Source organism: Trichocoleus sp. ST-U2 (assembly GCF_039961875.1).
Classification (GTDB): Bacteria; Cyanobacteriota; Cyanobacteriia; order Cyanobacteriales; family FACHB-T130; genus FACHB-T130.
Genome location: NZ_JAMPJY010000002.1, coordinates 227,957 through 243,699, shown reverse-complemented (window position 1 = coordinate 243,699; position 15,743 = coordinate 227,957). Strand labels below are relative to the sequence as shown.

Annotated in this window: 14 protein-coding genes; 7 read left to right on the top strand and 7 right to left on the bottom strand. The window is 46.1% G+C overall.

All coding sequences use genetic code 11. From position 1 onward, the window contains the following. Nucleotides 1-14 precede the first annotated feature (14 nt). Entirely contained in the window at nucleotides 15-578 is a 564-nt protein-coding gene (locus NC996_RS02390) for an NUDIX hydrolase (protein ID WP_190685816.1), read from the top strand. Nucleotides 579-696: 118 nt separating this feature from the next. Here the strand turns inward: NC996_RS02390 and NC996_RS02385 are convergent, their stop codons facing one another. Continuing rightward, the gene (locus NC996_RS02385; protein WP_190685813.1) at nucleotides 697-999 is read right to left on the bottom strand and encodes a DUF6464 family protein; all 303 of its coding nucleotides are present in this window, start codon (nucleotides 997-999) and stop codon (nucleotides 697-699) included. A 454-nt stretch (nucleotides 1,000-1,453) separates the two neighbouring features. On the opposite strand from NC996_RS02385, the gene NC996_RS02380 reads away from it, so the two are divergent. The 4 genes from NC996_RS02380 (at nucleotide 1,454) to NC996_RS02365 (ending at nucleotide 4,479) form a co-directional block, all read left to right on the top strand. Continuing rightward, a complete protein-coding gene (locus NC996_RS02380; RefSeq protein WP_190685810.1) occupies nucleotides 1,454-2,167 on the top strand; it encodes a hypothetical protein in 714 nt (237 codons plus the stop codon). A 106-nt stretch (nucleotides 2,168-2,273) separates the two neighbouring features. Further along, nucleotides 2,274-3,344 carry a CHAD domain-containing protein gene (locus NC996_RS02375; protein ID WP_190685808.1) on the top strand — a complete coding sequence of 357 codons (1,071 nt, stop codon included), beginning with the start codon at nucleotides 2,274-2,276 and terminating at the stop codon, nucleotides 3,342-3,344. An 80-nt stretch (nucleotides 3,345-3,424) separates the two neighbouring features. After that, entirely contained in the window at nucleotides 3,425-3,850 is a 426-nt protein-coding gene (locus tag NC996_RS02370; protein ID WP_190410709.1) for a thioesterase family protein, read from the top strand. A gap of 278 nt (nucleotides 3,851-4,128) precedes the next feature. After that, nucleotides 4,129-4,479 carry a hypothetical protein gene (locus tag NC996_RS02365; RefSeq protein ID WP_190410708.1) on the top strand — a complete coding sequence of 117 codons (351 nt, stop codon included), beginning with the start codon at nucleotides 4,129-4,131 and terminating at the stop codon, nucleotides 4,477-4,479. Between the two features lie 73 nt (nucleotides 4,480-4,552). Here the strand turns inward: NC996_RS02365 and NC996_RS02360 are convergent, their stop codons facing one another. The 5 genes from NC996_RS02360 to NC996_RS02340 form a co-directional block, all read right to left on the bottom strand. Then, entirely contained in the window at nucleotides 4,553-5,002 is a 450-nt protein-coding gene (locus NC996_RS02360) for a hypothetical protein (RefSeq protein ID WP_190685805.1), read from the bottom strand. Between the two features lie 282 nt (nucleotides 5,003-5,284). Next, a complete protein-coding gene (locus NC996_RS02355) occupies nucleotides 5,285-6,832 on the bottom strand; it encodes an alpha/beta fold hydrolase (protein WP_190685803.1) in 1,548 nt (515 codons plus the stop codon). A 479-nt stretch (nucleotides 6,833-7,311) separates the two neighbouring features. Beyond that, nucleotides 7,312-8,394: a UV DNA damage repair endonuclease UvsE gene (uvsE, locus tag NC996_RS02350; RefSeq protein WP_242037540.1), complete on the bottom strand. Its 1,083-nt coding sequence runs from the start codon at nucleotides 8,392-8,394 to the stop codon at nucleotides 7,312-7,314. A 214-nt stretch (nucleotides 8,395-8,608) separates the two neighbouring features. Further along, on the bottom strand, nucleotides 8,609-9,247 hold the full coding sequence (locus NC996_RS02345; RefSeq protein ID WP_190432777.1) for a hypothetical protein: 639 nt from the start codon (nucleotides 9,245-9,247) through the stop codon (nucleotides 8,609-8,611). 125 nt (nucleotides 9,248-9,372) lie between these two features. Further along, complete coding sequence (locus NC996_RS02340; protein ID WP_190685800.1) at nucleotides 9,373-10,533, bottom strand: hypothetical protein; 1,161 nt, start codon at nucleotides 10,531-10,533, stop codon at nucleotides 9,373-9,375. Nucleotides 10,534-10,894: 361 nt separating this feature from the next. On the opposite strand from NC996_RS02340, the gene dacB reads away from it, so the two are divergent. Next, a complete protein-coding gene (dacB, locus tag NC996_RS02335) occupies nucleotides 10,895-12,382 on the top strand; it encodes a D-alanyl-D-alanine carboxypeptidase/D-alanyl-D-alanine-endopeptidase (RefSeq protein ID WP_242037539.1) in 1,488 nt (495 codons plus the stop codon). Nucleotides 12,383-12,512: 130 nt separating this feature from the next. Here the strand turns inward: dacB and NC996_RS02330 are convergent, their stop codons facing one another. Then, nucleotides 12,513-13,571, bottom strand: coding sequence for an ABC transporter ATP-binding protein (locus tag NC996_RS02330; protein WP_190685794.1), 1,059 nt, complete (start codon nucleotides 13,569-13,571; stop codon nucleotides 12,513-12,515). A gap of 582 nt (nucleotides 13,572-14,153) precedes the next feature. Here NC996_RS02330 and NC996_RS02325 point away from each other — a divergent pair. Beyond that, complete coding sequence (locus tag NC996_RS02325) at nucleotides 14,154-15,395, top strand: hypothetical protein (RefSeq protein WP_190685788.1); 1,242 nt, start codon at nucleotides 14,154-14,156, stop codon at nucleotides 15,393-15,395. The last annotated feature ends 348 nt before the right edge of the window (nucleotides 15,396-15,743 follow it).

Sequence of the window (15,743 nt, the reverse complement as noted above, 5' to 3'; positions counted from 1 at the left end):
CTTTGGATTAGTTTATGAAAAACCTTAGCAAGTGGAAAATTTTAAATTCTAAAATGGTGATAAATAATCAATGGTGTAAAGTTAGGCAAGATGAAGTCGAATTACCCAACGGGCAAATTGTCGATGATTTTTTTGTAAATATTCGACCTGATATAGCTGTTATTTTACCAATCACTCAGCAAAAAGAAATTGTTTTTGTCCGTCAATACCGTCATGCCGTCGGAGAAATTTTATTAGAACTTCCTGCGGGTGCTTTTCATCCAGAGGAAGAGGATAGTGTTGTAGCCGCCGCCAGAGAATTAGAAGAAGAAACGGGATATGTTGCCGAGCAACTCATTCAATTGACAATTTTATATGACAATCCACCAAAAGATACAAATAATATCCATTTATTTTTAGCTGAAAATGTTCATTTAGCTAGTCAACAAAGGCTAGATGTTACCGAAGATATTGAAGTTGTCTTGATTCCTGTTTCAGAAGTTATAGAAACAATCGCCCAGGGGAAAGTATGCGTTTCTGGAACGATTGCGGCGATTTTCTTAGGGTTAAATTTTTTATCTTGTCGAGCTGCTCAGTAAGTTGATACAAATAATCTAAATTTCTAAAAGCTGATAAGGGTAAATTAGCTAAATTTTACTAATATTTTTCTAGTGTCCATTCCTAGCTCAGAAAGATTCATGTTTCTATGGATTCAACTTAATTGTATTCTTTAGATTGATAATGGGGACATTCTTGGCAAGGACCAAAGGGATTTACTGCACAACGGATGTAAGCCGAATGAGCATTAAACTGGCAAGTAATATCCCCAATTAAATAGCCAACACCTTCAATGTAATGTTGGTCTAAAGGCACTTGCATTCTTTGCATTTGCATAGCTTCTACCCTTTGCATTGCTGCTTGCAAACCCGCCATGTTTCGTGCTTCTATCCTGCGAACGTGCCACACTGAAAGCAGCCCTGGTATTAGACTAACAACAAAAATGAGGAGAATTTCTAACACACGCTTATCCCTTCATCTTATCCTTATACAATTCTACCCGATTCATATAAGTAGGTAGCCGTAAGTATTTGTAAAGTCAGTTTAGCTTATGCACTACCCATTGAAACTTTGCGAATAATGGGTTTCTCTATTGTTCAAGTTAAGGCTAAATTCGCTTTGCCGTTTAAGCATCTCGATTATAACTTTCCAGACATTCTCTAGGTTGAGTGGTCTGAAACGCCACATTCCTAATTGATGGAAGTTATTAACGTCTATTCTTTAGTCTTCAGTCTGCAAGGAGCGTACCGCTACACTAACCATTCTATTTTTAAGGTTAGCGTGATTTCCCTCTATCTCGAAAGAGAGCCAATGAAGCTTAAACTTATTCAACCAAAGGTATACAAATATCTAGATCCAAGAGCCTATTCTAGGATCTAGAATGGAACACTGCATTAGGTGTAGTGAGAGAATATCCGTGCTGAACCTCGACTCCTTTTTCCCCCAAGAAATGACGACCGCGCCCGAACATCCCCTAGCAGCAAATCGAGATTTGCCGATTTCGGGACAAAGCGCATCTAAGGAAAAAATTCGTCACATCCAACAACGCGATCGCATTCCGGGAGTCGTCAAGCGGATAGTTTCGTTAGATGCGAATACTTTCTGGGAATATTGGTGGTGTGTTCCGGGGCGCATCTTGCTACCGGAAGATATAGAACTTTTAAGAAGCGATCGCCTCCGTGTAGAATCGATCCTGTCAAAACTGGTTTGGCTGTTTGGCGGTTACTGCTTTGGAGACGATACTCCCCAGCAGGGAGAGCAAAAACCCATCTATGATTGGCAGCAAATCATAGAATTTGCCCGACAGCATGGGTTTGAATCTTATGTGCTGGATATCGATTTTCTCCCCAGCGCCATTCAGCTTGATAACCGAAATTCCCAGCTAACTGAAAAGACTTCCTCTACTACTCATGTTGCCGTTGAACCCGCTCATTGGCATATTGAGTTTTTTCGACTGCAACCCGTCGAAGCTGAATTTTTTGAGATTCAGGAAGTCAAAAACCTCTGTAGCTGCCAAATCTGGACTGGCAAGCCGTTCCTCAAAAACCTACAAACTGGCGAAGCCGTAACCCGATACGACTTGTGGGTTTCCTATCCGGGTCATATCACAAATACTCCCTGGATGCAATAGACTCCAATACCAAAACCTGGGTGGAAATGTGGTACTTTAACCGTTCAACTCAACCCTGTCCTGCTATTAACTAATCCAATCCATCGCGTTTAGAGCCAATATTGTCATGAAAAAGCATACCCAAGAAAAAGCCAAGACTTTAGGAGACTGGGCATACCTAGCGATTGAAAAACACTTTCAAAAAACGATTAAGCACGAATCTGATGTTATCAAAGACAAAGATCCAGAAGCGTTACACCAGATGCGCGTGGGAATTCGTCGCCTGCGTTCGGCGGTAAAAGGTTTTGCACCCGCGCTGGATCTTCCCAAGTCAGCCCAAGAAAACAAGATTGGCAAAATTGGTCATCGTCTTGGCGGTTTGCGGGATTTAGACGTGCTTCAGGACGCCCTAAAAAATCGTTACCATCCGAATTTACCCTCTAAAGAACAGAAATCTTTAAAAGAGGCGACGAATGCTCTGGATAAACAGCGCCAACACGCGCTAGAACAAGTCCGGGATACCCTGGAGCATCAGCAATACAACAAACTCAAGCAATCGTTGCAAGGGTGGTTGAAGCATCCGACTTATCAAGAAATTGCTCAGATGCCGGTAGAGCCGGTTCTGCCAGATCTACTGTTGCCAGAGATAAGTCAGTTATTGCTCCATCCAGGTTGGTTGCTAGGAATTGAATTTAAAGCTGGACAGATTGAAGGTAAAGAACTAAAACAATCAGCTGTATCGCGACTTTTAGCAGATGAGGGAGAAGTTCTCCACAGTTTGCGGAAAGAAGCCAAGCGCGTGCGCTACCAAATGGAACTATTTTCTGACTTCTATGGCCCTGCTTATGCAGGTTATCTGCAAGACGTAAAGTCAGTTCAGGAAACTTTGGGAAAAATTCAAGACTGCGTTGTTTTAGTAGATGTGCTGAGTGATGTCTTGCACTCCAAGCTCAAACATCAACTACCGACGCTAACTGAACAGCTAGATCAAACTGTTTACGAAGCATGGCAAGAGTGGCAACCCCTACAAGAGCGTTACTTAAATTCCCAAACACGACAAGCCTTTCATTTGGCATTGTTGCAGCCGCGCGATGAAAGTGATACTGACAATGAACCGAAAAATGAACACACGAACGAACACAAGAATCAACAAAGTGGCTTAAAAGATGGGACTAGCGGTATCGGTTTTGGCACATAGCTTTAGGGATGCAAAAGGAGCTTTTATTCTGTAAAACGATGGGCTAGCCTGAAAGTTGGAAAAAATATTCTGATTAACGGATGCAAAAGTTCATAAGCCGACTGCGCGTGCGATACCACGAGATGGACTCCTTGGGGCACGTTAACAACGCAGTCTATCAGCATTACCTAGAACATGCAGCAGTCGAACACGATGAACATCTCGGCTTTAACCAGAAAGTCTACCAGGAACTCGGCGGCGGCTTTGTAATGCGGCGGATCGAGATAGACTATCTGCGTTCTGCTGTTGCAGGCGATCGCTTAGAAATTACCACCTGGCTGCACCTAATTCAAGGAACCCGTGCCATCCGTCGCTATGAAATCCGCAAACAGGAAGAAGCTCCGCTATTAGTGACAGCAGAGGCGTTGTGGGTGTGGGTGGATCTTGCCGCAATGCGTCCGCGAGCCATCCCTAAGCAGATCCTAGATGCCTTTGGGCAATTGTTTGAGTCTGCGGTATCCGAATAAAAAATCCCTTGTCTAAGGCTAATTAAGTCATTAGTCACCAGTCCATCGTTATGGGTCATGCATTCTTTGTTACTGACCCATGACCTATGACTTGTAACAATCTTTAATTATTTTGACTCCTTGAATATATCTTGCGGCAGAAGGGTGCGCGATCGCCATACCCGTAGAATCTCTCTGGTCTAATCAATTGACCACTGGTTCTATAAATGACCTTGATGGTCAGCGATTCTCGCGTATTGCCAGATTCTACGAAATACAACAACAAGGAGAATTAAATAATGCAGCGCATTTTTTCAGCATTAGGGCAAGCATTTCGCAACAGTATTTTGATTCTGGTTACGGTGAGTTTGCTTAGCCTCTCCAATTTATTCATTTTTGCAAATCAGCCTGCTTATGCAGCGACAAGCTCAAGTGCAAATATTAACCGTACTTCAGACCCTACTGAAGACGCTAGTTTTCGAGAAGAAGCTTACGAAGAAGCCGCAGAACAAGCTCGGAATCCAGATAAGCAGGATGAGATTTACAACGAAAGTGTAAAAGCAAACAAAGGGCCACAGGCAGAGAATGGCTTAGTTGAAGGAGCCAAAGAACTGGTTGAGAAAGTAACAGGTCAAGGCGATAGCAAATAGCTATTTGGGTAATTGATTCGTGAGTCATTAGCCCTTGCTACGGATTAATGACTCATGACAAATGGCGTAATAATTAGGGATTAGACTTAGCGCAATTTGGAACGTCAGCACCAGCTTGTCTCTTTGATAAATTGACTTCCCATCCAGGTAAGTTCCACCAGACAACACGCTTTTGCGGCTGTATCCAAAAGTCTAGATGGTTGATATCGCCGTTTTTAAACACAAGCGTTGGAAATTTTGGATAGTCGCGATCGCTCGTTTCTGAGTAATTGCGTCCGAAATAATTCATGCAAACTCTTAAGCCCTGAGCAACGCCCAATTTTTCAACTCCAGTGCCTTTTAAGGTTGAATCATCGTAGCTAAACGTTCCACTATATGATTGTCCGGTTAATGACCCTTGAGTCACATTAACCGTGAAGTCATAGGTAACGATAGACGCTTGGGCTTGACTGGTTGCGATCGCAGCAGAACCAAGAGTGACAATAGCGATCGCCACTGAAAATTTGGGGAACAGGTTGAGCATGGCAGTGTTGATTGATGTTTTAGAGGTTAGCCGTGAGTATCACTCATGAGATGCAATAAACAGGACAAGTTCAGCCCTCCTTGAGTCCTGCTGGATAGGAATGCTTAATGGACAGTTGCTGACGTATAGGGATTTAGATAACTATCAATTGCGTTATTGAACCTAAAAAGAGGATTTCCACATTAGATTCCGTTAGAAAAATTGCAGAAATTCTTTCTTTTGTACCACGTTTTTTATTAGAAATTTCTCTCAATATATGAAATTTTTGTTTGACATCGACCTTTAGATTAACCCTCGCCCTTGTAATGCAGGAATTAGTACATTCATAATTAGCCGATGATCTTCGTGCTCAGCATTCGGATTTACAACAGAGGTCGCATTGTTGCCAAACTTGTTATTTTGCCCTGCCCAAGCTGCAAGTGCCTGATCTTCAGCAGATAATACGTCTGCTGCTCCACCGCTTGTAAAGAGTATAGGTAAATTGGCTCCTCCCGCCAAACTCAATATCTTTTTAAGTTTTGCTTTCGTATCCATGTCGCCTGCTAAAGCTTGACCAATACGTGCCTCTACTTCATTGCTACCCTTCGCTTTTGCTGCTTTGTAGGTGCTTGGCATTGCCCGGTCTAAAATCAAAGCTTTCACGTTTTCGCCCCGACTCTTCATAACTCGCTTCACTAAAGTAGCAGCTACTGGACTACCTAACGAATAGCCATGAACAATGATGTCAGTTGATGGGACATTCAATGTATTTCTCACATAGTCATACATAGCTTCGGCATCTTCATAGAGTCCGGCTTCGCTTGGATCGCCCCCGCCGCCACCGGGTCCATTGACGGTCTTGTAACTGTCTCCAAACCCTCGATAGTTTATAGCTAAAACTTGTGCCCCAGCAGGAACATACTCACGAGCAATCTTTGTCATATAGTCCTCTGCTGAACTCCCACTTCCCGATAAAGTCAGAACTGTTGTGTTTGCTCCACCACCAACAGGTCTGTAGAGTTTTCCTGTAAGAGTATTTCCATTGGTGCTTTGAATCGAAACCGCTTGCGTAGCGATAGCGTTAGGATTTATTAATCCCCCACCCAAGGTATTACGACGAGCGGTCTCGTCCCCAAAAAGCTCATTCCGGGCTACACCAGCTACATCATTTGCTACTGTTTTCGCACGCTGGAGTGTAGGGCTATGATTCACATGAGTAACTAACTTTCCTTTAGGCTGTGGTTGTAACTGGCACTGAATAGCTCCCCTATTTTGCTGTACAGTTTTTCCCAGTGAAGGTTGCAAGGTTGTTGGAGAATTTAAGCGATTGATTACTTGAGCCGCAACACGATCCGCTTCCTGCTCATACTTATCTCCTGGCTCCCCAATGGTCAACTTTGCCTGTATTGGTGGTTCTGACAACTGTTGCGAAGAGTTCAAGGGCGATCGCTTTCCCCCCAGTTGCACTCCAGGTGTCCCTAGCCGACCCATAGGCTGGATTTGTGGGGCAGCTTGTTCCCCAGGCAAAGTAACCGCAACCTTAGAAAAGTCAAATCCGCTTCGCGATGCCCTTTCCTGGTTCTGCTCCCAGTAATCATTCATTTTCGCTTGCAACAGACCTAACTGTTCCTGCTCGACAGGGGTGATGGTGCCACGCTCTTCCTTGAGCTGAAGTCCAAAAGCTTCAAACTTGTTCTGATTAAAAGCTTGATTCGCTAACTCTTCTGGTGTCTGTTGCTCCTTCGGCTTCATCTGTATGGGAGCCGCAAACGGGCGACTTCTCAACTGAATCGTCGGCTGTGATATGTAAGACTTCTGCTTTTGGAATGAATGCGTTCTCTCAAATCCCATATCAGCCTTTGCCTCTGGTAGTGCGTGTCAAGTGGTATCAGATGCCCTTGATTATCGGTACCGCTGCGATTTCTATATCATAAAACAAGCAACAAGATACTCTAAGATTAATAAACTTGATTGTAAGTTTTAAGTCAATCCTATAATTATAAATTCTAAAATTATGTCAGCTAAATGACAGTTTGCAAGACATCTATTTTAACTTGATGGTTCAACTTGATTGAACCTGGCTAAAATCCTTATTTGGCGTGTTCCATAATCTTTTTTCTATATCTGTTGCGATAATTATAAAGATGAGTGACGGGACAAATTTTCTTAAAAACTGGCAGAAGTGTTGAGCGATCTTTCAACACTTCTGGGCAATTTGGTATTTTGTGCATTACTACAACGCATCATTACCTGTTTAGGACTACCAAATTAAGTTGCAATATTCAACGCAAAGGTACGCCAAGGACAACGCCAAGGTTTGCAAACGAATATTACTCACCGTCCAAGTTTGAACTCAAAACTTTGTCCTTAGGTTGTTCAGCTTTCTTAGAAGTGCGTTTTTTTTGCTGAGTTTTCGGTTGAGTAACCTTGTCCAGTGGCTTTTCTTCTAGTGGTTTGGGTGGGGATGCGGTGCCGAAGACAGGCGACCATTCTTCTCGCAGTTTCGCGATCGCTTCTTCCTTCAGTTTCGCTTCTATCTCAATCCAGGGAACGTTGCAGTAGGCACTGGGCATCACGGTGATAAAATCGCTATGATGCGGATCGCCAAAGGATTCCCGCCCGTTAGAGATATGAACTAGCTGCCATTCTGGCACGGGCCAAGTCGTCCGTGCTGCTGCTTTCATCTGAGCGATGCTGGGGTGTTCGTAGCTGTCCAGCTTTTCGTGAATAACGTGGTGATGGGCGTCAAAGACCATTGGCACGCCAGCTTCCTGGCAAACAGCGAGAATTTCGGCTGCGCTATAGGCGTATTCGTCGTTTTCTAGGGCTAATCTTGAGCGAATTTCATCGGGTAAATCGCGGATGACTTGGATCAGTCGCTCAGCGCGATCGCCCTTACCACCATGTATCTCCATCATCGCCCAAGGCGATCGGGGTTGCCCCAATAAATCCATATTCCGGGCGTGCATTTGCAGAATTTTGATACTGTTCTCAATGACAGAGGGTGTATCTGAACTGAGGACAACAAACTGATCCGGGTGTACGACTAATCGGATGCCAAGAACCGTTGCGCGATCGCCTGTTGCTCGCACCTGTTCCGTAAATTCCTCTAGCATCGCCTCACCCAAATCAGTATCGGCAAAAGGAAATATCCCTGAGGGAAGTCGATAAAGCCGGAGATTATTTTCTACGCAGAAATCCAGCGCATTATTTAGGCGTTGCAAATTGTCGGTATACAGCTCCCGCAGCACTTGCTGCTGTTCCGCTGTTTCTAGTTGCAATAGTCGTTTGCGAGTGAGGGCGCGGTAACGCACTTTGTCAGACGTTGTGATGCACACCAACCCCAATTGGGGTGGTGATTTTGTGGACGTGGAATGCGCGTTTGTCCGGTTAGGCAGATTGCTTATCATCATTGTTTTATCCTTAGTCTTCGTTTGGTTTCAAAAATTTAGCTCGCCAAAGCGGTTTGTTAAAAAAAATCTGACAAATTCAATTAAGGCTCAATCCAGTTTTGTTCGTAAAAAAACGCGAGAATTTTCGCTGCGTAGAGACGCGATGAATTGCGTCTCTACAATCTCGCTGTTTAACGAGCCATGTTATCCGAACCTTGCATTTACACTCGCTAAATTAATTAGAAACCGGTACGCCTTTAAATGGCTGGGTATTGGGAATATAAATGTCTAACGTATTGATTCCCTGCGGAACTTGTAGCCAAACATAGGCATCGGCTGAGGCACCTTGTCCAATGCTGCCAAAATCCACTGAAGGAGTCGCACGTTTAGGAGAAACCGCCTTGTAAGTCTCGTTTGTATTCGGATTGCGGGCAGTTATTGCAGATGGGTTTAAAACATCTATATCTGGATCGGTCGGACTTGCAACCCGTCGAATCCGAAACTGCATATTTACGACATTCCGAGATCCCGTTTCTGGATCGGCAACGCGCCTGACCGAGAGTAATTCTACTTGTGCCTTGCTGTTAAAAGCCGGTTGCACAAACTGCCCTGGTTGAATTTTGGCGTTGGTGTTGGTAGCGTTAGTCGGAGTAAGCACTGGAGAGGCGGTGCTAGTAGGGCTGACGGTGGGAGTGCTGTCTGCATCTGGTGTTGGGCTAGATGTTGGCTCTCCGATAGGCGTCGAACCGCTTTTTAAATTAGCGATCGCGTTGAGTTCCTCCCGCAGTTCAAAAACTTGATAGGCACTGAAGCCACTGCCAATAATCGCCAAAATTGAAAGTATAACTGCGATGCCAGATAAAAAATTGCTCATACCGTTTTGGTAAGGGGTAATGGATCGTGAGTCAGAAGCAACGAACTCAGAACAAATGACTAAAGACTCATGATTATGGACGAATAATGACTGACAAATCTCCACGATCCATTACCGATTCCCTCCTATTTAGAAATGGGCACATTCTTAAATGCCTGTACCTCCGGCACGTAGAGGTTAATAGAATTGACGTTTTCTGGCACCCTCAGCCAGACATAGGCATCTGCTGACGCTTGTGGGCGCAGCTGGAACAAAGAAACGGTTCCCGTCGAGCGATTAATCAAGTCAACGGCTTTGTAGGTTTCGCTCGTCTCTGGATTCCGCCCAGTGGTTCCGCCCACAGTAATGATGTCACCCCCAACCACTCGATCCGCTGATAGACGCCGGACGCGCATCTGCACGTTTACCACGTCGCGGTTTCTGGATTCGGGATCTTGAATTCGCTTCACAGACAGCAACTCTACTTGTCCTTTGGTGCCCAAGGCAGGCTGTACAAATTGACCGGGTTGAATGTCAGCACTGGGCACTGGCGCAGCTGGCGCAGTAGTCACGGGTGCCTGAGCTTGGGGCGATAGCGCGATGGTGGGTACTGGGGAAGCGGGGGCGGTTCCGCTCACTGGGCTGGTGTTCGCATCCGCAATCGGCACATTTTTAAACGCCTGCGTTTGATCGACATAGATGTCGAGGGTACTAACACCTGCGGGGACTTTTAGCACGACATAGCCTTCTTGCGGTTGCCCCCGGCGCATCTGATATAAAGAAACCGTTCCTGATGAACGCTTCAAGGGATCGAGTGCTTGATAAGTTTCGCTGGTGATCGGATTCCGGGCAGTTGTCCCACCGACATTAATCAGGTCTCCTCCCACCACATCGTCTGCAAGACGATTAATTCGCATATCCACGCTGACTTCATCGGGCGCACCGAGAATTCTGCGGACGGCGATTAATTCTACCTGCCCTTTGTTGCTTAAAGCAGGCTCAACAAATTGACCGGGTTGAATGCCAAGGCTGGGCGCTGGGGCGACTGGGGCGACGGGAGCAGTTGGGGCGACGGTGGGGCTAATGGTTGAGCTGACAGTAGGGCTAGCGGTCGTCACTGGAACTTCTGCGGGAGCGATCGCATTTTCTTGCTGCATTCGCTGATACAGCCACCAACCAGCAGCAACTAAACCCAATGTCGAAAGTGCGCTTAATAGAGCAACCAAAAAATATTTACTTCCGTTGTTCCGACGGGGTCCCTCTGTATGGCGATTGCTTTTCTCAAAATCGCGCTCTTGAAGTGCCATGATTATAAGTACCTATTTTTTTCGGTTGTAAATACAAAAAAATCTATGATTATTCTGTATTTTATTCACTTTTTAAGACTCGATAAGCTCTACCATTAGAAATATTTTTATTGGTAAATTAAATTGTGTTTTTGCACCTATCTAAGGTAGTATTTTTATTGACAAATCAGTTTTATTTGGAAAAATCTGAATGGTAAGTAGGTTTTTAAAAGAAAGTATCAGCTTATCCCAGCATAAAGAAACCTGTAGTCTCAAAAAAACAAGTTTATCTATTTTTAGCTTTTTCCCGCGCCCCTACTTATTCCTAAAAATTACTAAAATCAGTAAATGCCTGAGTTTCCTGCTGCTCCTAAACACACAATTGCTATCCTGGCAGGAAGCGGCGAGGGCAAATAATCCCGCTGTTTCTCCGAATCCTTCGATAAATTCAAAGCAGGTTTCTCAAGCAGAAAAACCCCAATCCCCTGCGTTGGTTTGTCCTGCCCAACTAGGAAACGCGATTGAAGCTGTCACCAACCGTCCGGAATTTTCTCGTACTCGTTGGGGAATTTTAATAGAACCATTATCGACAAATTCAAAATTTCCAGAACGCACCCTCTACAGCCGCGAACCAGACCGTTACTTTATCCCCGCATCGAATACAAAGCTGCTGACAACAGCAGCGGTTTTAAACAAGTTAGGTTCTCAGTTTCGGATTCGCACCTCAGTTTATGGCACAAACGGGGGAGAATTGCGCGTAGTGGGACGAGGCGATCCTAGTTTCAGCGATACCCAGATAAGAGGCTTGGCACAACAGCTAAAGCGCCAGGGAATTCGTCAGGTACAGCAGCTAATTGTCGAGGATGATTACTTTCAAGGACAGGCAGTAAATCCCAGTTGGGAATGGGGCGATCTACAGGCACCTTATGCGGCACCCGTTAATAGTTTAATTTTGAATCAAAATGCTACCGTGCTGACCCTATCACCGCGATCGCCTGGGCAACCGCTACAAACCGCTTGGATCGATCCAATTGCGATCGCGCAATGGCGACTGGAAAATAATACGGTGACAGCGGAAGCGAAATCACCGGCAGCGATCGCCGTTAGCGCTGTACTGGGGAAACCCGTATTACAGATTAAAGGTCAGCTGCCTGCGGGTGCCGAACCTGCATCCTTGGGTGTGGCAGTTCTCGACCCCGCCCAGTATTTTTTGCAGCACTTCCGGCGGGCTTTAGTAATTGCGGGGATTCCTATCGCACAGTCGCAGGTGGGATCTGGCAGAGAAAGGGGGGACGAACGGGAATTAGCCGTTGTGGAGTCGCCGCCGTTGGAAACTCTATTGGTGGAGACGAACCAGAACAGTAACAATCTCTATGCAGAAGCCTTATTGCGAACTCTGGGTGCCACCAGCAAAGGCGAGGAAACCACACTTTCAGAGAATTCGGCTGCAATGGGGTTGGCTGCTGTTAAACAGGCTTTAACGGAATTAGGCGTCGATCCTAATAGTTACGTGATGGCTGATGGTTCCGGGTTGTCTCGTCATAACTTAGTAAGTCCAAAAGCACTGGTGCAGACTCTCGAAGCGATCGCGCAAACCAAAGAAGCCGCAATTTACCGCGCCTCTCTCCCGGTTGCCGGTGTCAGCGGCACCCTAAAAAGTCGCTTTCAAAATACCCCAGCCCAAGGCATTGTGCAAGCGAAGACAGGAACGATGAGTGGAACGGTTTCCTTAGCCGGGTATATGAATCATCCAGAGTATCAAACGATTGTTTTTAGCATTCTCGTCAATCAATCCGACCAATCTGCCCCAACGATACGGCAGGCGATGGACGAAATTGTGCTGTTACTCACTCGCTTGCGTCGCTGTTGAGTGCGATACATCTGTAGGGGCATGGCAATCAAAAAGCCCCGACCAAGCCCAGTTCGCCGGTCGGATTTGGAGATCCCCTAACCCCCTTAAAAAGGGGGCTAGGAGCAATTTCCCTAATTTATCGAGAGTTTTAGCTGGGAAAAACTCGAACGGTATCACCGGCAATCGATAGCTGCACTCGCGTTCCTACCGGCAAGGCGGTATCAGTCATCGTGCGAGCGTGGAGTTCTTTGCCAGAGGGAGTTTGGAGGCAATATCGGTACTCGCGCCCTAAAAAGCGCCGGGTTCGGATGACAACCGATGCATCAGGAAATGGCTGTAAGATCAAGTCTTCCTGGCGAATCATGAGTTCGCCGGTGAGGCTAGAAATGGGGTCTTGCCGTCCGTTAAGGGCGACATCAAAACAACCGACTTCTGTTTCCCACAGATGACCTTGGCGTTGGGCGGGAAGGAAGTTGGCTTGAGTGACAAATTCGGCAACAAACCGCGAGGCGGGGTGGGTGTAGATATCTTCCGGCGTGCCCAATTGCTCTAAATGTCCTTGACGCATAACACCCACCCAATCAGAGATGGCAAGTGCTTCTTCCTGGTCGTGGGTGACAAAAATTGCTGAAGTGCCAATTGCCTTGAGAATCTCTCGCACTTCTTCGCGCAACCTCAAACGTACTTGGATATCGAGATTGCTCAGAGGTTCATCGAGGAGAACCAGCTTTGGTCGCGGTGCTAAGGCACGGGCGAGGGCAACCCGTTGCTGCTGACCGCCAGAGAGTTCGTGAGGATAACGCTTTTCTAATCCTTGCAGACCGACAAGCGCGATCGCATCTTGCGTGCGTTCCTTGACCTGCTGTTTACTCAACTGTTGCAACCCAAAAGCAACATTCTCCGCCACACTCAGATGAGGAAACAGGGCATAGTCTTGAAAGACAATTCCCACGTCCCGATGCTCTGGCGGCACCCAACAACGGGAATCAGCAACCGTTCGCCCCGCAATCTCCACGCTTCCGCGGTAAGGTCGTTCAAAACCTGCAATCAGCCGCAACAGTGTAGTTTTACCGCAGCCAGATGGCCCCAGCAATCCTAACAAATCCCCTGGCTGCAAAGTCAACGTTACATCTTCAACAGCCGGAATTGTATTTTGGCTAAACTGCTTCGTTACATTCTGTAAGCGTAAAATTGCCGGTGGTTGCATAACTCAAAATTCAAAATAGGCGGCTTGATTAAATATCCCTTTGGCACAACAAATAATTTCAGGACTTACACAACTGTCACATGCGATAGCGAAGCGCTGCTGCGAAGCGCAGATTGCATCTCCACAATTAGGCCAAGGACATGGCTAACGCTGGACGCCTGAGTTGAGCAACTAATTTTCTCCTGAGAACCTGAATGTCAACCCTACGACAAACATTTGCAATGGTACGGGACCTGTAGTGGTAACAACAAGCTCTGGCAGGAATGCAAAGAAGAATAAAATTCCCTTTGGATTAGTGATACTGGTGACCAATCCAGTCCAGAAAAGTCTTCGGTAAACAATTGGAGTAACCGTTTTCGATAACTGAACCTGCTGCTTGCTCATCAACATTTGTACTCCTAAGAACAAATATATAGCACCAGCGAAGCATATTAAATTAAACAGAAGCTCTGATGCCTGTAGCAATGCTGATAGCCCCAGCATGGCAAAACCAATTTGTTAGGTTCTTGTAAGAAGTCGTCTTCGGTTGCTAAAGCTGAAACATCAACATTTCTTATTTTCAATCCTTGCTTCAAAGTTGCTATGACGCAAATTGCTGAACAGTCTCCAAATAAATTAGTTCTCCGCCAGAATTACGTGTCCTTCGGTCGTGTGTTCCGAGAAATTCTCGTGACCGGGATAGGAGTTGGATTTCTTCTCTGGACCGGGCCTGCAAAATTGAACTGCCAACGGATAGAACCGACGCAGGTTACGTGTCAGTTAAGCAAACCGGGCTGGTTGGGGTTGGGGGTGTGGCAGAACACACCCATTCGTAATTTGCAGGCTGTGGAGTTGACAACAAATGTAGATGATGGGGTATTTTACCAAGTTCTGTTACAAACCAGTGAAGGTGAAGTTCCTTTAAGGGAATATAAAACTTCTGGGTTGGATAATACGCAGGAGAGTGTTGATCGCATCAACACCTTCCTAAAAGACCCTACAGCAAATCGCTTAAGCATTGCACAGGTGGACTGGTTGCAGTGGTCTGGGTTACTCCCTGGTATGTTCTTCCTTGTGGGAATCAACGCGCTGTATGTCAGTCTTTTGAGTATCCGCTCTAAATTAATCGAGTCTTATTGCATTGACCAAACCCAGAATCGACTGACTTACCAATATGGGAGTCTGTGGAGACAACGCCAGGAACATTATGATTTTTCAGATATTCATCGGGTTATTTTAGATGTAGACCCTTGGGCAAAGGTGCGGCTCTTTGTCGAAATGCGATCGGGCGAGTTACTTTGTCTGTGTGGGCAGGCTCACCCATCTGTAAAGTCTCCCTGGGAGGGAGCAGAGTGGCAACAAGTGCAGCCAATAGCAGATGAGGTCAGTCGTAGAGTTTACTGTCCCTGGCAATTGGCACTTGGATTTGGGCAAACCTGGATTGACAAATATGTGGCTCCAAACCCATACGCAAAAGTGACCGCACAGTGGTTGAAAGCGAACGTGCAATCATCTAAAGTTTGGGTCTTCGATCGGTCAGGTCACTGTATCATTTCCCAGGACAGTAATACGGTCAAGACCTACACGCTGAAGGATTTTGTTGATGTTCGGGTTCAGCTAACTCCTAGTAGAAGGCTAGTTCCAAAAGAAGATGGTGATGGTGACAAATTCTACGATGTCAACTATCAGATCGTTTTGGTGTTGACTTCCAAGAGACAGGTTGCAATTCAGCACTATTTCAGTCGCGAGTACAACTGGGAACCCGAAAGTGGCAAGCAGGCAACCGCACAAGTTCGGGCAGAAGAGACGGCTCAACGTATCCGTCAGTATGTCCGCAAAGATTAGCACAGCGATCGCCATCATCCATCAGGAAGGATCGCGTGCATGAGGAGAAACGCCTTGCCATACGGGGCATAGCGTAGTTTTTCTGAGCGATCGCGCTTTCGTGGTGTTCTTATGCGATCTGCGCTAGCCTTCGGCAACGCCAAGGGCGAACGCAGCAGCGCTTCGCTATCGCTGTGCCAGTTGCGTAAGTCCTGAATTTGATAAAAACCATATAGATAGCAATCTTAAGTGATTCATGAAACCCGCTTCCTTCTCTTCCTTGGCGTCCTATAGCGCTAATGCTCATCTCTCTCGCGCATTCGCGCCGCTTCGCACCGCTTCGCGAACGCTAGCGCGTCCTTGGCGGTT